This is a genomic window from Senegalia massiliensis, assembly GCF_009911265.1.
Classification (GTDB): Bacteria; Bacillota; Clostridia; order Tissierellales; family SIT17; genus Anaeromonas; species Anaeromonas massiliensis_A.
The window spans coordinates 1-20,818 of sequence record NZ_QXXA01000009.1 but is presented as its reverse complement, the minus strand read 5'-3'; the positions used below and the strand labels follow the sequence as shown (position 1 = coordinate 20,818).

Here is a 20,818-nt window from a genome sequence, read left to right as displayed (position 1 = left end):
TTAATTATATTATATTTAATTTTTCAAGTTCTTCTTTTATAATTATTTCTTCAAGTTCTCCTAAATTAGTTAGTGGTAATCTTACTCCTCCTACGTTGATCCCTATTATGTTTAATGCTGCTTTTACTGGAATAGGATTTGTTGTTATAAATAATTTTTTGAAAATATTCAACAGCTTTAAGTGTATATTTTGTGATTTAATAACATTCCCTTTGATAAAAGAGTTTATCATATCATTCATTTCTTTTCCAACAATATGTGAAGACACACTTACTACTCCATATGTTCCTACAGACATTGATGGCAGAAATGAAATATCATCTCCTGAATAAACTTTAAAATCTTCTGGAGTGTTTTTTATTATTTCAGATATTTGAGTTATATTTCCACTTGCCTCTTTTAAAGCAACTATATTATCAATTTCAGATAGTTTTTTTACTGTTTCAGGCAACATATTACAACCTGTTCTACCAGGTACATTATAGAGCATTATAGGTAGATCAATTTCTGTAGCTATTTTTTTAAAATGAGAATATAGTGACTCTTGATTTGGCTTATTATAATATGGTGTAACAATTAGCAATCCGTCTACTCCAGCATCTTTTGCTAGTTTAGCATTATAAATAGTTTTTTGAGTAGAATTTGTACCAACACCCGCTATAATTGGAACATTGACATTTTCTTTTATTTCTTTGTATAATTTAAATTTCTCTTCGTTTGTAAGCGTAGGTGCTTCTCCTGTTGTACCTGTTATAACCAATGATGTATTTCCATCTTTAATTAATTTTTTAGCAAGTAATATCGCCATATCATAATTAACATTTAAATTTTCATCAAAAGGTGTAACCATAGCTGTAATAAATCTTCCCCAATTCATTGAAAATCTCCTTTCAATACAGTATTTTAAATTGATAAAGAATTGATATATTATTTATTTTATGTATTAATTATAAATATGTTCTTATTTCGATAGTATTTAACCTTTTTACATAGAATTGAATATTATATTAATATCTTGAGATTTAAAATAAGGAGGAAAAAATGAAAAAATTTAATGTAGCAATAGTGGGCGCCAGAGGAGCAGTAGGTAAGAAGGTTATGGAATTACTTGTAGAAAGAAACTTTCCTATAAATAAATTAAAATTATTAGGAAGCGAAGAAGGAAGTGGAATACAGATTAAATTTAAAGATGAAGATTTAATAACAGAACAAGCAGGTAAAGGAGCATTTAAAGGTATAGATATTGCATTTTTTTGTGTAAATAAAGAGATAAGTGAAAAATTAGCTCCTATAGCAATTGATGAAGGGTGTATTGTTATTGATAATAGTAGTTGTTTTAGGATGAATAAAGAAGTACCATTAATTATTCCTGAAATAAATCCTCATGATATAGATTTTCATAAAGGGATAATAGCAAATCCAAATTGTTCCACAATACAAATGTTAGTTGCTTTAAAACCTATACATGATAGTTATAATATTAAACGTATAGTAGTTTCAACTTATCAATCTGTATCAGGTTCTGGAAAAAAAGCAATTGACGAATTAAATGATCAAGTAAAGGATTATATAGCTGGGAATGATATTTCTAATTCTATATATCCATATCAAATATCATTTAATGCTCTACCTCATATAGATGATTTCATAGAAAATGGATATACCAAAGAGGAAATGAAAATGGTTAATGAAACAAAAAAAATATTAGATAAAAATATTGAGGTTTCTGCAACTGCAGTTCGTATTCCTGTTATTAAAGGGCATTGTGAATCTATAAATATTCAAACTAAGAAAAAAATAGATCCAGAGTCTGTAAAAGAACTACTAAGTAAGTTTAAAGGAATTAAAGTTTTAGATGATCCTCTAAACAATTTGTATCCTATACCAATTACTGCAGAAGAAACAGATTATGTATATGTAGGAAGGATTAGAAAAGACTTCACTATTAAAAATGGACTTAATATTTGGGTAGTTTCAGATAACTTACGAAAAGGAGCAGCCCTTAATGCAATACAAATTGCAGAACTTCTAATAGACAGAATTCTAAAATATTAGGAGTGATTATATGAATATTATAGTGCAAAAATATGGAGGAACTTCACTTAAGGATATATATAGCAAAAAAAGCTTCTTATCCCATGTTAAAAAGTGTATTAGTAATAACAATAAATTAGTCATAGTAGTTTCAGCTATTGGTAGAAAAGGAGATTCATATGCTACAGATACACTTATTAACCAATTGGAAAAAATAAACAAAAATATTAATCCAAAAATAAAAGATTTAATTATGTCATGTGGTGAAATAATATCTGCTTCAATTATTAGTCATTTGCTAGAAACTGAAAACGTAGATTGTGAGGTGTTGACAGGTTATCAAGCAGGTATATTAACAGATGATAATTTTACAAAAAGTAAAATTATTGATATAGATACAACTAAAATTAAGAAATATCTAAATAAAAATAAAGTTGTAGTAGTAGCTGGGTTTCAAGGTAAGACTAAAAATAATGAAATTACAACATTAGGAAGAGGTGGAAGTGATACTACTGCTGTAGCTTTAGGAGCGTATTTAAATGCTAAAAGAGTTGATATATTTACTGATGTAGATGGAGTAGCTTTTATAGATCCTAATTTAATAAAAAATACAAAATATATTGAAAAAATATCATATAACAATATGTATAAGCTAGCATCTAATGGTGCTTGTGTAGTTCATCCTAGAGCAGTTATGATAGGTGAAAAGTACAATATTCCTATTAGAGTTTGTTCAATTTTTTCAAATACTCTAGGCACACTTATTACTAATTATAATGATAATAATATGAAAAAAGTCATAGGTATAGCTGTAAGAAATGAAGAGAATAGAAGCTTTATATCCATATTATTTAGTGAAGAATATAAGGCAGAAATAACTAAAAATATATGTGATTATTTAAATAGTAATAAGAAAGAAAAAGAAGAATTACAAGTTATATGTGATAATGAAAAAATAACATTTATAGTTGAAAATAAAAATTTAGATTATCATATTAATAATCTTTATAAAATATTTATAACCTAAAAAAGAATCTATTTAATAGATTCTTTTTTTAGGTTTTTATAATAAAATGGGCTGTATTTGATTACCTTTTAATGCTTCTTGAATAGTAGGTATAATCTTATCAAAATGTGATACTAATGATTTAGGTTTTTTTAGAGGAGCATCTTGGCTAAATGGAACAAAGTATATATTTTTAGTATTCATTAGAAATCCAATGTTTTTAAGATTAGCTCCTAATCCATCATTTGTAGCTATAGATAGGACTACAGGTTTATTATTCCTTAAATGTGCTTTTACAGCCATTGTAACAGAAGTATCAGTTATTGCATTGGCAATTTTTGCTGTTGTATTCCCTGTAGCTGGTGCAACAATTAATAAATCTAAATCTAGTTTTGGTCCTACTGGTTCTGCCTCTACTATATTTTTTATAATTTCCTTACCTGTAATATTTATAAGTCTTTCTTTCCATTCTTTTGAAGTCCCAAATCTTGTATCATAGATATCAACTGATTTTGAAATAATTGGGTATATATCTGCCCCTTCTTCTGACAATTTTTTTATTTGCGGAAATACATATTGAAAGTTACAAAAAGATCCTGTTATTGCAAAACCTATTTTTTTATTTTTTAATAACATTTAGAAATCCTCCATTTCAGAAATAATATTGTAGATAGTATCAAGTATAATCTTTGCTGCAGTAGTTGGAGCCACTTTTCCAGGTATTCCTAAAGCCCATTTAACATTTAAATTTAATTCTTTAGCTTTTTCAAAATCTATTCCACCTGGATAAGATGCAATGTCAATTATTAAAGTGTTTTTATTTAATTTAATTAATTGCTTTTCTTTTAATATGGTAGTAGGAATAGTATTAAATATAATGTCTATATTTGATAGATTTTCATTTAAGTTTTTAATATCTATAGCATTGTAACCATTTGCATTAATCCAAGCCATATCAGATTTATTACGTGTAACTATATTTGTATTGGCTCCAAAACCATATAGAATTCTAGATAATATTTTACCTATTCTACCGTAACCTAATATTAATGTATTAGAATTATGTATAGTTATAGGCAAATTATTAATAGCAATAGCAATAGCACCTTCAGTAGTTGGAATTGCATTCATTATTTTTAGTTCTTCTCTATCAAAATAATCAAGAATATTTATATTTTTAGCTTTACATTCTTTAATAAATTCACTATTAAATTTTCCTCCAAATAATATTTGTTTTTTATCTATAAGCTTTAATAGGGAGTTAATTTCGATTTTTTCACTTGAAAAAGGTGAATAAATATACTTGTTCTCTTTATGAAAAGGTAAAGGACAAATTATTATGTCTGATTCTTTTATAGCTTCTTCTAAGGTTCTACTTTCTTTTATATCTAACTTTTCATCATATTTATCAAACCCGTAGATTTTAACTGTATTTTCTTGAGAAATTAATTTGATTAATTCTATACTTCTTTTATCTCCACCTATTATAGAAATATTTTTATTAAACATCAATATACCTCCAAAAAACTTTTTTACAGTTCTATATATAATATGTATTAAGATATATTAAAGTGTATAATATATTTAAAACAGAAATAAAAAATAAGTTGTAATATGTTTTATATTATGCTATAATAACATGGGTAACACGGACGGTCCTCTATTAATTTTAATATGAACGTCTAGGAAGAAGGGAGGTTATATAAATGGAAATTATTAAAAGAATCGAACAAGAACAAGTTAATAATGAATTACCTAAATTTAATTCTGGAGATACAGTACAAGTACATTATAAAATTAAAGAAGGTAATAGAGAAAGAGTTCAGGTTTTTGAAGGTACTGTAATAAAGAGACAAGGCGGAAGCAATAGAGAAACTTTTACTGTAAGAAGAATTTCTTATGGTGTAGGAGTAGAAAGAACTTTCCCATTACATTCACCTAAAATTGACAAACTAGTAGTAACTAGAAGAGGTAAAGTAAGAAGATCTAAGTTATATTACTTAAGAGAAAGAACTGGTAAGAGAGCAAAAGTAAAAGAAAAAAGAAATTATTAATAAGTTATGGGACTGGAAACAGTCCCATTATTTAATATAAATAATTATTGGGGTGTTTTGATGAATATAAATTGGTTTCCAGGACATATGAAAAAGACAAGAGAATTAATACAAAAGAATTTGAAACTAGTAGATGTAGTATATGAAATCATAGATTCTAGAATACCATTGAGTAGTAGAAATCCTGAAATAGATAAATTAATTGGTGATAAACCTAGAATTGTGGTAATGAATAAATCGGATCTTAGTGATACTAATATAAATAAAGAATGGATAAATTATTTCAATAAAAAGGGTATAAATACTTTATTAATAGATGCTATAAAAAATAAAGGTATTTCGGAACTTGTAAAACAGACAGAAATTGTTATAAAAGAAAAGAAAGAAAGACAATTAGATAGAGGTATTAAAAATAAACCTATAAGAGCTATGATAGTTGGAGTACCAAATGTAGGTAAGTCAACATTAATAAACTCTTTATCTCGTAGAAAAAGTGCTAAAACTGGAGATAAACCAGGTGTAACGAAAGGTAAACAATGGATTAAATTAAAAGGGAATATTCAGTTATTAGATACTCCTGGAATATTATGGCCTAAATTTGAAGAACAAGAAGTTGCAAGGAATTTAGCATTTACTGGTGCTATTAAAGATGAAATAATGGATATAGAGACATTAGCTTTAAAGTTAGTAGAAAAATTAATTAAAATAGCTCCATTTAAATTAGAAAAAAGATACGATATAGAAATAAAAGAAAAGTCCGCCCTTGAAGTTATGGAAAAAATAGCTTTAAAAAGAGGAGCTATATTAAAAGGAGCAGAGATTGATTATACTAGAGTAGCTAATATAATATTAGATGAATTTAGAAGTGGTATAATAGGTAATATTACACTCGAAAGACCAAGCTAGTGATTGGAGTGTTTATATGTTAAAAATTGAAAAAGAAATATGGAATGAAGGCTATGAATATATAGCTTGCATTGATGAAGTTGGAAGGGGCTGTCTTGCAGGTGATGTAGTAGCATGCGCTGTAATAATGCCTAGAGATTTAATTATAGAAGGAGTAAAGGATTCTAAAAAAGTTACTCCTAAAAACAGAGAAAAACTATATGATATAATATATAAAAATGCAATTGCAGTAGGAATAGGTTCAGTAGATAATCAGACAATAGATAAAATAAATATTAAAAAAAGCACTCATTTGGCTATGAAAAAGGCTATAGAAAATTTGAAGACAAAAGAAGGTAATTATATAAGACCTGATATGTTACTTATAGATGCAGAAAAACTTGATATAGATATTGAACAAAGAAATATTGTAAAAGGAGATTCCAAATGTCATGGTATCGCTGCAGCATCTATTATTGCTAAAGTATATAGAGACAGAATATTAATTGATTTAGCTAATAAATATTCTGGTTATGCATTTGAAAAAAATAAGGGATATGGGACAAAAGAGCATAGAGAGGCTTTGAAAAAAATAGGTCCTACTCCTATCCATAGAATGACTTTTTTAAAAAATATTTTATGATGGTGATTATATGAAAATCAGTGAATTATATTCAGTAGTTAATCAAACTATAAATAATTTAAATAAAGATATGCTTATTAAAAACGCTATAATTAATGCTAAGCTTGTAGAAAAGTTAGATAATAGTTTGATTTTGAAATTGGCAAATGGCGAACTTATAAAAGCTAAGACTGAAATACCAGTAGATGTAAAAGCTGGTGAAAATATGAATTTCATAGTGAAAGAAAAAGTAGGAGAGACAACATATTTAAAACCTATTTTAAATAATGATGAAAAAAATTCAGATAGTTTAATAGACAAAATTTTAAATGAATATAATTTATCAAAAAATAACAATAATATAACTTTGGTAAAAGGAATTATAAATTTAGATATGAATATAAGTAAAGAGACTATAAGACATATATCTAAAAATATAAATTCGTTGGAAATATTATCCAAAAATACAAAAGAAAACTCTTTTAATGAATCTTTAAATATTGTGGATATAAATGATATATCAAAGCAAGATTTAGTGAGTTTAATTAATGGCAACGTTAAATTATCCAATAATGAAAAATATATTTTAAAAAGTTTTTTTCATGATAATCAAATGGAGAATAATAAATTAAATATAAAAGAAAATACAATTAAATCCATATTATTTTTAATTAAAAATAATATGGATTTAAATATAAAAAATTTAAAACTTACTATGGATATAATTGAAGGTAAAAATTTTCTATCAAATAATATTATAGAAATAAAAAATACCATTAAAGATTATCCTGAATTTAAAAACATTGACAAAAGAATAGAAGATATATTAAATATAGAACAAAAGTTTAAAATTGATAAATTTAATAATATAATAAAAAAAGATATAGATCAAAATGTAGATAGAAATATTATAAAAGACTACTATAATGAAATATCAAAAGTAATAAAGGAATTATCAACTAAAGCAAAAGAAAATGAAAATTTAACTAATAAAATAAATGATATGAATGAAGAGCTTAAATTTTTGAAAGAAATAAACAAAAATATGACCCTTTTATACATGCCTATTAACATTAAAAATAAAGATATTTTAGATAAAATTTATATGTTTAATAAAAATAAAGGTAAATTAAATAAAGATAAAATTAAAATATATTTATCTTTAAATACAGTTTATTTAGAAAAATTAGATATAATTTATGAAGTGGCAAATGGTAAAAATATCATTAATTTTAATTGTAACAATAAAGAAGTTGCCGATTATATAAATGAAAATAAAAACATATTAGATACATACTTAGATTCTATAAAAATAAAAAATAAAATTATAAAAGTAAATATTCAAAAAAAAGAAGTTCATTTTGAGCCATTAGAAGATTTGGATTTTAATAATTATATTTTTGATGCTAGGGTGTGAAAAATGAAAAAAAGAAATGTAGCTATAGCAATTAGATATAGAGCTGATATAGATAAAGTTCCAAGGATTATTGCAAAAGGTAAAGGGGTTGTAGCAACAAATATAATTTCACAGGCGGAGAAATCAGATATATATATAAATAAAGATGATAATTTAGCTAATAAGCTTTATAACTTAGAAATAGGTAGTGAGATACCAGTAGATTTCTATGAAGCTATAGCGAGCATTTTGGTGTTTGTATATGAAATTGATGAAAAGAAGGGTAAAAATGAAAAAACATAATAAAATTAAGGGGAATATTGGAGAAGAGAAAGCAATTAAATATCTTATAAATAAAAATTATAAAATCTTAGAGAAAAATTTCACTACAAAAATAGGTGAAATAGATATAATAGCAAAGGATAATGATGTAGTAGTTTTTATAGAAGTTAAATCTAGAATAAATCTAAAATATGGAAATCCCTATGAAGCAGTTAATTCTAAAAAGCAAAGAAAAATAATAAATACTGCAAAGTTATATAGTAAGTATAATAAAATGTATGATACTCAATTTAGATTTGATATACTAGAATACTATATAAATGAAAATAAAATAAATCATATAACAAACGCTTTTTGGACTTAAAATGACTCTTTAATGTTAATCTGGAGTCATTTTAAGTTTAAATATAAAAGCATCTAAAGAATCATGTATTTTTTCAAAAACCAAACCTAATACAAACCAGTATGGTATATAATCAAGTCTTATTACTCCCATAACTTGATAAGGTGAACTTCCTGTATAATCCCATGGACATACACCTATTAGTTTCTTAAGCAAAATTCCAGTTATAAATTCTATAGATAATATTAAAACTACCCATATACCTCCTCTTAAAATAAAATTTTTATCTCTTATTAAATCATGTATTTTTTCTAGAAGAGCTCCCCAACCATATATAAAAATCATCCAAATATAAGTATGACCGATGAGAGTATAGTCATTAGATACAAATGAATGAATACCTGTAAAAAAAATCTCTACTAATAATCCTAAAAATCCATATATAAAAAATTTTATTATCATACTTTTATTCTTTGTGTATTTACATATAATATACGATACAAGTATTTCAATAATATTTATAAATTACATATTAAAAATTGTCTAAAAATCAATATAAATAGCTAAATTTGACTATTTCCTCGGCAATTATTATAATTGAATTAATACAATAATTAGGATGTGATTATATGAAACTTAAAAGAATAAAATTTCCAAAAGAAAGCATAAAATTAAACAGAATATTTCCAATAAATAATAATTCATTAAATAAAAGTGCTCATGAATATATAGAAGAAATATATGGAGATTTTGATATTCCTTCTATAGATAAATTACCATATTTATATGGAAGTTTAATTATGACATTAGATGGTAAGATTGGTTTTGAAGATCAAACTAAAAGTAATGAAATTTCTAAAGGAAATTTTTTAGATCCAAATGGAGGATTAGCTGATTTATGGGTATTAAATTTGCTTAGAACTTATAGCGATGGTATTATTTTTGGGAGTAAAACTTTAGAAGTTGAAACAAATATAACAGGTCATATATATGATGAAAAATTAGAAGATATAAGAATGAAAAGCTTAAATAAAGATAAAAGAATACCTTGGAATATAATAATAAGTAGAAGTGGTAAAATGAATCTAAACCATAAGATAATGAAAGAAGAAGATATTCCTACAATTATATTAACTACAAAAGAAGGATGTAAATATATTTCACAAAGAATAGAAAATCAAGTAGAAGAAATTGAAATTAATAATGATAAGGATAAATTAAAAAACAATAAAAAAATTAAAGTACTATATGAAGAACATACTAATGAATTTAATATTTATAATATGTTAAAAAAATTAAAAGAGGCAGGATTACATAAGATATTAGTAGAATCACCTGGATTTATTTCAGTGCTATTAAAAGAAAAGCTATTAAATGAAATGTTTATAAATTATTCTGGTTTGTATTCTGGAGGAAATTTAATTTTAAATAAAAATCCATACTCTAAAAATGATTATCCAGGAATTGATATTATATCTATACATATACATCAAAATAATTTCTTATATATGAGGCAAAAGTTAATATATAAAAACAAGAAAAAATATAGTTAACTATATTTTTTCTTGTTTTTATCATAATTAAGCTTATCATAATTGATATTAAAATTACAAAAATAAAAAAAGGAATTTTTAAGAATTTATTGAATTATAGATGTATATGATTAAAAGGAGATTTGAAAATGCTATCAAAAACAAAAACATGTGTACTTCAAGGATTAAATGGAAATATTGTAGAAGTTGAAACAGATTTATCAAATGGAATGCCAAGTTTTAATATTGTAGGATTACCTGATGCATCGATAAAAGAATCTAAAGATAGAGTGAGAACTGCTATAAATAATAGTGGATTTAAGTTTCCACTAAGTAGAATTACAATAAATTTATCCCCTGCAAATACAAGAAAAGAAGGATCGCAAATGGATTTAGCTATAGCTTCAGGAATATTAAAATGTATGGGTATTATAAATGAAGATGATTTATCTAATACATGTTTTATTGGAGAATTAGCATTAGATGGAGAAGTAACTAAAATTGATGGAGCTTTACCAATGATTATTTCACTTATTTCTCTTGGAATAAAAAAGGTGATTATACCATTTGACAATAAAGAAGAATGTGGTGTTGTAAAAGATATAGAAATAATACCTATTAAAAATTTAAAACAATTAGTTAATTATTTAAATGGATTAGAAAACATTAAACCTTGGAAAACTACTAAAATAAATGATAGAAAGAAAGAAGATTCATTTTATGATTTTAAAGATATTAAAGGACAAGAAACATTAAAAAGAGCAATGGAAGTTGCAGCTGCAGGAGGACATAATATATTAATTATTGGCCCTCCTGGATCTGGAAAAACAATGATTGCCAAAAGACTTCCAACAATTTTACCTAAGATGTCTTTTAAAGAAGCACTAGAAGTGACTAAAATTTATAGCATAGCAGGTCTAGAAAAGGGTATTGGACTTATAGAAAAAAGACCATTTAGAGCTCCTCATCATACTATATCAAGAGTATCTTTAGTAGGTGGAGGAAGAATACCTTCACCAGGAGAAGTTTCTTTATCGCATTATGGTGTATTATTTTTAGATGAATTACCTGAATTTGGAAAATCAACATTAGAAGTATTGCGTCAGCCTATGGAAGATAATGTAGTGACAATATCTAGAGTGAATGCTACTTATACATATCCATCAAATTTCATGCTTGTTGCAAGTATGAATCCATGTCCTTGCGTAAGCAAAAAGCTTGTTCGTCCTCATCTTGAATGTCAAAATATAGCTTCATAAAAACTTTTTCTCTATCAATTTTAATTTCTTTAATTATAGATTGCAACATCTTTCTTTTCTCATTCACATCTAAATACTCATAGGTGTTTTTGAAATCTAATAGATACTCTTTTACTTTATCCAGGTTAATATTTTCCTGAGTATTATTATCCAGCTCAAAATTAATAGAACTTATATCTTTCAATAAATCTTCTTTTTCTTGCTCTAATTTTTTATATCTTTTCTTAATAACAATTTGGGGAAGTGCATCAGAACTTAAAGCATCAACTAAATTATCTATTTTAGTTTCAATTTCATCTACTTGTTTTTGTAGTTCATTTCTTTTAGCTATTAAAGGTATCCTATTATCATCAATTTTATTGTTTGCTTTCTCAAAGATTTCATTTATAACATCAGGATTTTCTCCAATTTTGCTTATATACTCTATAACTTGGTCCTCTAATATATCAGCTCTTATGTTTTTATTATCACATAGAGTCTTTGATTTTTGTTCACGAGTCAAACATCTAAAATAGTAGTAATACTTTTTATTACCATCACCTGTAGTTTTAGGTGCAGCAAATACACTCATACTAGATCCACATCTACCACATTTAATAAGCCCAACTAAAGGAGATCTTTCACTTTGGCCAGAACGTGGTGCTTTATTTTTATTTAGATTTAATTTTCTTTGTACCTTAGTAAATATTTCTCCTGGAATAAAACCTTCATGTTCACCAATAGTAAGAATCCAATCTTGTTCATCCCTTTGTTTGGATGTTTTTTTATGTTGTTTTCTTCTATTATAAAACATAAGACCATGTTCACCATTATATTCCTCTTTATCATTTACTATATCTACTTGTGTTGAGTTTTTAAAGTAAGTATAAGCATTATCATCTGCAATACAATATAAAGGATTTTGGAGCAATCTAGACATCTGGTTATGACTCCAATAAGCATTATTGCTTGTCCTATATCCTTTTTCATTTGCTCTTACTACATTATTTCTTATAGATCCATCTGATTCTAAATACCATTGATAAAATTCTTTTATTATTGCAGCTTGTTTTTCATCTATTATTAATTTAGATATTTTTTTATCTTTACCTTTATAGTTTATTTTCTTTTTCTCAGTATCAAAACCATAGGGAATAGGCCCACCATTCCATTTTCCCATTTTTGCACGATCCACCATATTATCTTTTACACGTTCAGCTATGGTTTCACGTTCAAGTTGAGCGAACACACTGGTAATATACATCATGGCTCTACCCATTGGCGTAGAAGTGTCAAAGTTGTCTTTAATACATACAAATCCTACATCAATAGAATTAAGTTCCTCTATTAAATTAGAGAAGTCATTAACACTTCTGGATATCCTATCAAGTTTATAACATATAATATTATTAATTTTACCTTCATGGGCATCTTTCATCATTTTAGTAAACTCAGGTCTATCTAATGTTTTCCCCGATACATCATAATCTTCATATATAGTATAGTCCCATCCACGAAGCTTACATAAAGATATACCTCTATTTATTTGATTTTCTGTTGATTCTCCTTTATCTGTTGCTTTACTTTTACGTGCATATATTGCAGCAGTAGTCATATATTATCTTCCTTTCTTAAACGTATGTTCGATACAATATTAAAAATAAAAGCCCGAAGGCTAATATTTTATTTTTTATTGCTTGAATTACTATTAATAACAGATAGCATAAATGCATTAAACATTTCTTTATTTGTCAAGTTATTCTCTTTAAGAACTTCTCTATACTTTAAATATAAATCTTTATCAACTCTAATTCCTGAATACTTCTTTTCATCAAAATTAAAGGCTTTATCTAGTTCTTTATAATCAATTTTAGAAGAATTTATGATATTAGAAGCAGATTTCTTTTTTAATTTATTAACTTTATCTTTGTCTTTTATTTTATATCCTGTACCTAAAACAACTCTTTCAAAAGCATTTTGAGAAGGAATGCTAATTGCTTTGCCTTGTTGAATTAATTTAATTAATGCTGTAGTAGTCAATCCTGCTTCTTGAGGTAAAGGACAAAAAACGGGTTTATCTTGTTCAAGTGTGTAATTTACAGTATGCATAGTTCCACTTTTTTCTTTTGTCTCAAATACTATAGTACCTTTAGACAAGCCACTTACTAATCTATTTCTTTCTACAAATCTAAATTTATCTGGTTTAGTTCCAATAGGATATTCACTAACTACTAAACCATTATTTTCTAAAATTCTATTGTATAGGTCTTTATTGCTTTTTGGATATATTGCATCTAATCCATGTGCTAAAACTGCTATAGCAGTACCCCCATTGTCTAAGCATATTTTATGGGAGACTGTATCAATACCAATAGCTAAACCACTTATTATGGTAAAACCTTCTTTTACTAAACTTGGTATAATCGCTTCTGATGCATTAATACCAAAACTAGTTATAGATCTTGTACCTACACATGCAATACTTTTTCTATGCTTTTTATAAAAAGCTCTTCCTTTATAGTAAAGAATTGCAGGAGGGTTATCTATTAATTTTAAATTATAAGGATATTTTTTATCTTTTATATTTGTAATTTTTATTTTATTTTCTTTGCTAAGAGCTATAATTTCTTTAGCCTTTTTAATTGCATCATTAAGTTTAGGTACATCACTAAATGTATTAGCATATTTATCAAATTTTATATTATGTTTAAATTCAATATCTAAATATTTACCTTCAAATAAAAGCTTGAAATCAATCAATTGAAAGATCTTTAGCATTTTCAATATAAGTTCATTATTAACTTTTAATTCTTTTAGAGCAATTAGATATTTGTTCATATTACTTCACCCCTTAAATACTATTATATACTAAATATTCGGCTAAGAGGCTAAAGATTGAATATTTTATGCAAATTTTCAACTTCATTTTTAGCTTCATCATTTATTTCAAAAGACAGATGAGAGATGTCGTATCTATTAATTAATTCAAAATTAAAATAATCTGTAGTTACATCACCTTCTATATCATAATCTTGATATATATACGGTTTTCTGAACTTCCCTAAAGCAACAAAAATAACTTTTTTAGCTCCAGCTTTTTTCAACAAGTTTCTCGCTGTTTCAAATGAATTGCCATAGTTAAGAAAATCATCAAATATACAAACTGTAGCATTTTTTAATTTCTTTTTGAATTTCGGATTTACATATATTGAGTTTAAATGTTTGTCAGACCCATCTTTATATCTAATATTACCTTTTGTATGCTGACTTTTTTTAACGGGAGTATGTCTCAATAAAACATTTTTATTATGAATATCTAAATTACGAGGTTCTTGACACTTCATCATCTCTCTGACTGTTTCTTTAAAGTGAAGCATTTCTGAATTTAACTTATTTGTGGATGAAGGGAATATCCCCCATATAGTGACATCACTGAATAAAGTATTATCATTAGAAATAGCAGATAAAAAGTGGTATAAAAGTATTTCAAAAAAAGTATTTCTGTTTCCTTGCTTTAAAACTTCTTCAAATTTTTTAATTAAAATTCTTTCTGTATCAGATTTAGAATATGCTCTATAAGCCCCATCCATTAAAGACATTACTATAGAACCATCTTCTAATTCCTTATAAGCATACCAAAAGTTTTGATTATTAGCTGTTCTAACTATTTCTAGTAATTCTTTGCTATTGTCTATTTCCAAACCATATCTTCTAGCTTTATAGTCAGTTTCTCGAACCCATGTTGGAATTAGAAACAACATCTTTGCATTAACTGCTGTATAAAAATCAACATCTCTATTTCCTAAAAATATAAAATAACTCTTCCCATGCTCTTTAATCATTTTTTTAGCCTTTTGCCTTGTTATAAAATGATAAGATTTATTTATACCTCCATACTTTTCTTTTGCTTCTTTTACTCTTGAAGGTAATCTACTTACAAAACCAACTGCATTTTTTTCTTCTATAATTGTATTTAAACAATCACAAAAGTCTTTGAATAAAGGTTGATGATTTAAATCATCAATTACGTCTAATGAAATTAATAATATTTTATTCATTTTACATCCTCCTTAGTTTACTTAAATAGTTTAAATAAATCACTTAGTCCAAAAGTTGTTTTCTTATAAACTTTATTATAAGCAGCTTTCTTAGGATTCTTTACCCAGCCCATTCCTTTCTTGCCATACGTAGGATCTATGGAAGATTTAATCTTACGTTTTACCTTACCAGTTGTCCTAGCTTTAATAGACTTTTTAATAGATGGTTTTCTAAATCCAACCTTCATAAATATCCCTCCTTTAAGATTACCTTGCACTGGTTTATTATCATATTCTGAAATGTTTTCATGCATAGTAAATATATTATAACCTAAAGTATTTAAAAAGTTAGTCGATACTTGTCGAATAAATAAAAAATATAAGAAAAGTTACCTATAGACAAGTAATTATATTTATTTGATTACTAAGTTCTACATTTATTGACATTTATAGTACCAAATAAATATTAGATATGTTAAAATAAGTATAGCTTGAACAAATAGAAAATATATCCATAAGTATATAGTGATTGTAAGGGAGTAGATAGAATTATATCGAACGCAGGAAAACCTTTACAAAAAAGAGGATAAATATTTGTTAGCTAAAATTCTTTAATCTTTAAATATAATAGCAAATTATGAAATAAAAGATTGATAATATGTTGTTATGCTTATTGCTTAAATAAATATTAAATGATCACAAACTTAGAGAGGGGATTAAATTGAATGAGTATGAATTAAGAGGGAAATTAATTAGCCATGTAGAGAACATTATAGATGAAGGATTTGAAGATTATATTAGAAAATATGGAGATAATATTAGAAATTTAGTTATTTATCCATTACTTGATTTAGAAATGAGTTATGAAGAGTCTAATCCAGCAAACATTAATAATTATTTAAAAAGGTATACTATATCATTGCTATTACATAATGCTTATGATTATATCAAAGATAAGAAACTAAATATAGAAGTTAATAAAGGTGATTACAATAATTATAGGAATAAGAAGTATCCTATTTTAAGATCTATTATGCAAGATTTCAGAGTGTTACAGGAAATAAAAGATGGAAATTCATTTGCTAAGAGTGAGTTAAAAAAAGAAAGTAAAAATAGCTATCGATTAATAACTTCATTAGTAACTAATAAATATAAAGAAGAAGTGTTCTACTATCATGGATTCAACGCACAAGAAGAGTTTAATAAGGAGCAAAAGATGATTATAGATGGATTAGAAAAGTATACTCTTAAGTATCTTCCAAAGAAGCGTAAAGATTTAAAAAAATTAGATAGACTTATAATAGATATTGATGAAGAGATGTTAGAACATTGTAATAGTTTAGTGTATAAGGATATAAAAAAGTTAGGTGAAAAAACAAAAAGTAAAGTTATTAATAAAATTGAGGATACGAAAAAAGTAATTGGATTTTTGTATTATCTATCTTTTATAAAAAGAATAAGAAATATGTTATATAGTTCCGTAGAAATGAAGAAAACTATTACACCAGAGGATTATTTAATGTCTTATGACAAGCAATGGCTAATTAATAAGATTGGAAAAATAACAATGTTAAGCAATCATATAATTACAAACCACATAGAATTTCTTACATTTAGAGGTAAAGGTAGTATTATAGAATTTCCATTAATAAATGTTAAAAATAAAATAGTGACAATTCCTTCATTATTACAGTTGAATGATTTTCATTTTAACTTAGCAAATGGTCATTATAGAAAGAAAATTGATTTTATTAAAAGAGATAATACAGTTTCAAAAACAGTAATAGATAATATGATTAATAAGGTTAAATTTTATAATAATATTGTTATTAGCAAAGAAAAATATTATGAATTTATGTATGATAAAGCTAAAATAAAAAGTGATATTGATATTGCTTTGTATGATGTCTTACACAATAAATTACTTATAATAGAATGTAAGTGGAAGGATAATCATTATATTAATGAAATAGACAAAAATCATGTAAAAATTCAAAGCACTGTCAATAAAATTTTTAAAAAACAGATTAGTAAACATAAGAAATTCTTGAGAGAAAGAAAAAATATATATTATATTTTTGATAACAATAAGAGAGTCAGAGAAATCAAAGAATCACCAGATATCCTATATATAGGAGTCGATAAAAGAAATCAACTTCACTTAGAAAATATGCATATGATTACAATATATATGATCCAATTTTTCTTTGATAAATATGGGGATAAAGATAGAGGTATTTTAAATCTCAAAGATTTATTTAAGGAAATAAGATCTTTAAAAACTAAAGTAGAATATATTACAACAGAAATAGATAAAAAAATAAAACTAGGAGAACTAACAATAATTTCAGATGATTTAGATTTAGAATACAAATTCTAAAATTACAATAATGCTTGTCAATGTTAATATATGTTTTGTAATCAGTATAATATTCATGTGAAAGACCAATACCCTTAGAGAAGATTATAAGGAGGCAATATATTGAATATTAGTATTAAAAATATTTTTAGATTCTTAGTAGGTATATTGTGTTACTTAGAATCTCGTATTAGTTACTATCAAAACAGAAGAAAAATATTATCGGTAGTAGCTTATTACACAATATTTATTATCTATCAAAGTGGTATAATTACTGTTATTGTATCACCTTTAGTGATATTATTGCTAAAAGTTTTACAGATAAGCATAAGTAGTGATATATATAGTAAAGCTAAAATATTAAATTTATTGATCATTATTTTTCGAATAACCTTTTTAACTAATGGAATTATTTATTATCCAAATATTTTTGAATATTTATATAATCCCGTTACAAAAATCAAGTATTTTGTTTTAGCAATGTTTAGCGATATATACAATAAACAATCAATTCCTAAATTGTTAGTGCGCTTTTTTATAACTTGTATTTTGTTCATCATTTTTGTATATGAGATTTCTAAAGTATTTATGATTGTTATGAGACCAGATGAAATTACTACTGAGTCACTGAAAGCAAGCCTTTCAAGTATTTTTATTTTTAGTTTTCTTCTTATTTCAATCATTATGATAATTAATACAAGAGATGATTATAAAATATTGAGAAGAAAAGTTATTGTGTATTTTATCAATTTAATTACTATGATTATTGTGAGTATTAAAACAATGCAAAATATAGTTATTTTAGAAAATGAAAACATGCAATTCTCAAATTATATTCAGATAGCAAGTCTATTTATGGGAGTAATATTGTCGGTAAGTTATCTAAAAGATACATTTGATGTCTTGACAAATAAGTATTGTAAAAACAAATTTTTAAATGAGAAAGTTATCAACTGTTATTCATGTAACTATTCATGTTTTTCATTTGTAAGAGCATATACAAATATAAGATTAAAAATTAACTTATATTTGTATATAACACGGTTAAAGTACAAAAAAGTTAAAAATAAATATGTGGCATTAAATTTATGGCAAAAGATAAATACTTGTATACTTTTAGTTTTTGATTTTTTTATCTTTGCCTCTATAACATATATAATATATATAATTATAAGCAAAAGATATATTAATAAATTAGCTATCAGAATATTATCTGAAATACCAGAAAATATTAAAATGGAGGTTTTATCAATAATAGATAAATTTGGAAATGAATTTATTAAATTAATAATTCATGTAAGTTTTATATTAATACCAATTATATCAATAGTAATATTGATAGCTACCTATAAAGTAATAATTAAAATTTTTGTACAATCTAAGGCTAATATAAAAAAATTAGAAAACATTGATAAGAGAATATTAGGAAAATTAATTATTAGTTCCTATTGTCTTACTTTTTTACCATTTTCATTAGATTTATACTTCACTAACAAGATGTTAACAAATATTATAACTAAAATAGTGAATGGGGTATTCATAATAAATTTATTCTTCTTTTTAATTTTTAATGGTATCCATTTATTCAAAAAGAAGATAAAAGATTACAATAGTATTCTTTAAACACATTCTAGCATACCAACTGCAATAGTCAGAAGAATCATGTATATTCTAGAAAGATTTTTGATCCCTTATATGATATTTATAATATTGAGGGATTTTTTGAATTATAAAAATAGATTCAAAATTAATAAATATTGTTTTCTAAATCATAGTTAACAGATATCATACAGGATAAAATACATATATTTAAATAAAGGATTTTATACATATTTATAGAATTTTATAATGACGTGGTAGTAGAATTATGAGTCATAAACTTAATATCTTGGAGGTGTATGAAATGGCTACTTTATTTGATGAAGAAGAAAGAAGTCCATTATCAGTATTAATATATACTATTTTCCTAATTTCACTTACGGCTTTAAATAATAATGCAAAAATAAGAACTATCCCTTATGCATATATAGCTTTTAGAGTTATACATATAACTTTCAGCATCTATATAGCATTAAAGGTCATAACGCTTATAAAAGGCACATTTAAAGAACCACAAAAAAGAACGCTGTTAGAGATAATGCAGATTGTATTTATAGTTTTTTTAATGATTCTAATGTTATATGTTACAATTAAAGATATAATTCATACAGCATCGTATATTAATAAAGTTTTTAAGTTAGTATAAATAAGCTAGTTTAAGAAAGTAAAATACATATTTAACTAAAGAGTTTGATACATATTTATAGAATTTTATAATGACGTAGTAGTAGAAAATAGCGAACTAAATAAATTTCTATATCTTTTTGACTATTTTTTCATAAGGGGGGAGTGAATATGAATCAATTTGCTAAGCCAAATATAAATTTACCAGTGAGTTTAAATGATGCAATAATTACTTCGATAAAACAAAGACCTTCTACATCTTGTGAAATAGATGGCTATATTTGTTTCAAATTCGCTGATGGGTATTACATCGTCAATGAAAATGAAGTTGAACAAACAGGTGAAGCATATGTTACATTATCAGGTGTTGATTTTGATTTTTCTCATGTTTACTACTGTAAAGAAAATAAAAGGGAAGAAATTACATTTAATCAATTAGCAGAAGATGTTGAAAAGAATACTCTTGAGGTAATTGATGAAACTTATGGGTATAATCAAACGAAATTCAGTTGCAATGTGATGACAGAAAATGACTGGTACGAAGTCGAAATTAAAATATATCATTTCAATCAAACAAAATATGAATGGGAAGATAATCCGGTATAGTGGATGTAATCCGACTTAATTTACTTGGCTACCTTTATAAACTACTTAGTATGAAAACGTAAAATTGAGTTTGCTTAATATTAAATGAGTAAAACTCAGATTTAATAAGTGAAAATAAAAATAGTAAGGAGATTTGATATGGAAATATGGATTATTGCATTATTATTAATTATAATAGGAATATTAGTAGCTTCTCCTGAT

General features: G+C 25.1%; 22 protein-coding genes. 14 read left to right on the top strand and 8 right to left on the bottom strand.

Features of this window, described 5'->3' with window-relative positions; translation table 11 throughout:
* Positions 1-4: 4 nt before the first annotated feature.
* Positions 5-877 carry a 4-hydroxy-tetrahydrodipicolinate synthase gene (gene dapA, locus D3Z33_RS08430; protein WP_160197331.1) on the bottom strand — a complete coding sequence of 291 codons (873 nt, stop codon included), beginning with the start codon at positions 875-877 and terminating at the stop codon, positions 5-7.
* Positions 878-1,041: 164 nt separating this feature from the next.
* Here dapA and D3Z33_RS08425 point away from each other — a divergent pair, with 164 nt between their 5' ends.
* Positions 1,042-2,055, top strand: coding sequence for an aspartate-semialdehyde dehydrogenase (locus D3Z33_RS08425; RefSeq protein WP_160197330.1), 1,014 nt, complete (start codon positions 1,042-1,044; stop codon positions 2,053-2,055).
* A 10-nt stretch (positions 2,056-2,065) separates the two neighbouring features.
* Entirely contained in the window at positions 2,066-3,061 is a 996-nt protein-coding gene (locus D3Z33_RS08420) for an aspartate kinase (RefSeq protein ID WP_160197329.1), read from the top strand.
* A 36-nt stretch (positions 3,062-3,097) separates the two neighbouring features.
* Here D3Z33_RS08420 and D3Z33_RS08415 read toward each other — a convergent pair whose 3' ends face one another.
* Together D3Z33_RS08415 and dpsA are read right to left on the bottom strand one after the other, a co-directional pair.
* On the bottom strand, positions 3,098-3,676 hold the full coding sequence (locus D3Z33_RS08415; protein ID WP_160197328.1) for a dipicolinate synthase subunit B: 579 nt from the start codon (positions 3,674-3,676) through the stop codon (positions 3,098-3,100).
* Positions 3,677-4,549 carry a dipicolinate synthase subunit DpsA gene (dpsA, locus tag D3Z33_RS08410; RefSeq protein WP_160197327.1) on the bottom strand — a complete coding sequence of 291 codons (873 nt, stop codon included), beginning with the start codon at positions 4,547-4,549 and terminating at the stop codon, positions 3,677-3,679.
* 197 nt (positions 4,550-4,746) lie between these two features.
* Here dpsA and rplS point away from each other — a divergent pair, with 197 nt between their 5' ends.
* Genes rplS through D3Z33_RS08380 form a run of 6 tightly spaced genes read left to right on the top strand, consistent with a single transcriptional unit; the run spans position 4,747 to position 8,643 of the window.
* The gene (rplS, locus tag D3Z33_RS08405; RefSeq protein ID WP_130806929.1) at positions 4,747-5,094 is read left to right on the top strand and encodes a 50S ribosomal protein L19; all 348 of its coding nucleotides are present in this window, start codon (positions 4,747-4,749) and stop codon (positions 5,092-5,094) included.
* Positions 5,095-5,154: 60 nt separating this feature from the next.
* Positions 5,155-6,000 carry a ribosome biogenesis GTPase YlqF gene (gene ylqF / locus D3Z33_RS08400; protein WP_160197326.1) on the top strand — a complete coding sequence of 282 codons (846 nt, stop codon included), beginning with the start codon at positions 5,155-5,157 and terminating at the stop codon, positions 5,998-6,000.
* A gap of 16 nt (positions 6,001-6,016) precedes the next feature.
* Complete coding sequence (locus D3Z33_RS08395; protein WP_160197325.1) at positions 6,017-6,622, top strand: ribonuclease HII; 606 nt, start codon at positions 6,017-6,019, stop codon at positions 6,620-6,622.
* Positions 6,623-6,632: 10 nt separating this feature from the next.
* Positions 6,633-8,018, top strand: coding sequence for a hypothetical protein (locus D3Z33_RS08390; protein ID WP_160197324.1), 1,386 nt, complete (start codon positions 6,633-6,635; stop codon positions 8,016-8,018).
* Positions 8,019-8,021: 3 nt separating this feature from the next.
* Positions 8,022-8,300: an EscU/YscU/HrcU family type III secretion system export apparatus switch protein gene (locus D3Z33_RS08385; RefSeq protein ID WP_160197323.1), complete on the top strand. Its 279-nt coding sequence runs from the start codon at positions 8,022-8,024 to the stop codon at positions 8,298-8,300.
* Positions 8,287-8,643: a YraN family protein gene (locus D3Z33_RS08380; protein ID WP_160197322.1), complete on the top strand. Its 357-nt coding sequence runs from the start codon at positions 8,287-8,289 to the stop codon at positions 8,641-8,643. Before D3Z33_RS08385 ends, D3Z33_RS08380 begins: the two co-directional genes overlap by 14 nt.
* A gap of 15 nt (positions 8,644-8,658) precedes the next feature.
* Here the strand turns inward: D3Z33_RS08380 and D3Z33_RS08375 are convergent, their stop codons facing one another.
* Positions 8,659-9,084 (bottom strand): putative ABC transporter permease, encoded by a 426-nt coding sequence (locus D3Z33_RS08375; protein WP_160197321.1) that lies wholly within the window; start codon positions 9,082-9,084, stop codon positions 8,659-8,661.
* 167 nt (positions 9,085-9,251) lie between these two features.
* Here D3Z33_RS08375 and D3Z33_RS08370 point away from each other — a divergent pair, with 167 nt between their 5' ends.
* Together D3Z33_RS08370 and D3Z33_RS08365 are read left to right on the top strand one after the other, a co-directional pair.
* On the top strand, positions 9,252-10,175 hold the full coding sequence (locus D3Z33_RS08370; protein ID WP_160197320.1) for a dihydrofolate reductase family protein: 924 nt from the start codon (positions 9,252-9,254) through the stop codon (positions 10,173-10,175).
* A 128-nt stretch (positions 10,176-10,303) separates the two neighbouring features.
* Positions 10,304-11,413, top strand: coding sequence for a YifB family Mg chelatase-like AAA ATPase (locus D3Z33_RS08365; RefSeq protein WP_160197319.1), 1,110 nt, complete (start codon positions 10,304-10,306; stop codon positions 11,411-11,413).
* Here the strand turns inward: D3Z33_RS08365 and D3Z33_RS08360 are convergent.
* The 4 genes from D3Z33_RS08360 to D3Z33_RS08345 all read right to left on the bottom strand — a co-directional run bounded on the left by D3Z33_RS08360 (position 11,325) and on the right by D3Z33_RS08345 (position 15,677).
* Complete coding sequence (locus D3Z33_RS08360; protein WP_160197318.1) at positions 11,325-13,007, bottom strand: recombinase family protein; 1,683 nt, start codon at positions 13,005-13,007, stop codon at positions 11,325-11,327. The genes D3Z33_RS08365 and D3Z33_RS08360 overlap by 89 nt on opposite strands.
* Positions 13,008-13,075: 68 nt before the next feature.
* On the bottom strand, positions 13,076-14,230 hold the full coding sequence (gene dprA / locus D3Z33_RS08355; protein WP_160197317.1) for a DNA-processing protein DprA: 1,155 nt from the start codon (positions 14,228-14,230) through the stop codon (positions 13,076-13,078).
* Between the two features lie 50 nt (positions 14,231-14,280).
* The gene (locus tag D3Z33_RS08350) at positions 14,281-15,450 is read right to left on the bottom strand and encodes a phosphoribosyltransferase (protein WP_160197316.1); all 1,170 of its coding nucleotides are present in this window, start codon (positions 15,448-15,450) and stop codon (positions 14,281-14,283) included.
* A 17-nt stretch (positions 15,451-15,467) separates the two neighbouring features.
* Positions 15,468-15,677, bottom strand: coding sequence for a hypothetical protein (locus D3Z33_RS08345; RefSeq protein WP_160197315.1), 210 nt, complete (start codon positions 15,675-15,677; stop codon positions 15,468-15,470).
* 473 nt (positions 15,678-16,150) lie between these two features.
* Between D3Z33_RS08345 and D3Z33_RS08340 the strand changes: the two genes are divergently transcribed.
* The 4 genes from D3Z33_RS08340 to D3Z33_RS08325 all read left to right on the top strand — a co-directional run bounded on the left by D3Z33_RS08340 (position 16,151) and on the right by D3Z33_RS08325 (position 20,617).
* Positions 16,151-17,809, top strand: a complete 1,659-nt coding sequence (locus D3Z33_RS08340) for a hypothetical protein (protein WP_160197314.1) — start codon at positions 16,151-16,153, stop codon at positions 17,807-17,809.
* Between the two features lie 102 nt (positions 17,810-17,911).
* Positions 17,912-19,411, top strand: coding sequence for a hypothetical protein (locus tag D3Z33_RS08335; protein ID WP_160197313.1), 1,500 nt, complete (start codon positions 17,912-17,914; stop codon positions 19,409-19,411).
* A gap of 280 nt (positions 19,412-19,691) precedes the next feature.
* A complete protein-coding gene (locus D3Z33_RS08330; protein ID WP_160197312.1) occupies positions 19,692-20,033 on the top strand; it encodes a hypothetical protein in 342 nt (113 codons plus the stop codon).
* Positions 20,034-20,182: 149 nt separating this feature from the next.
* Positions 20,183-20,617, top strand: coding sequence for a hypothetical protein (locus tag D3Z33_RS08325; protein ID WP_160197311.1), 435 nt, complete (start codon positions 20,183-20,185; stop codon positions 20,615-20,617).
* Positions 20,618-20,818: the final 201 nt, after the last annotated feature.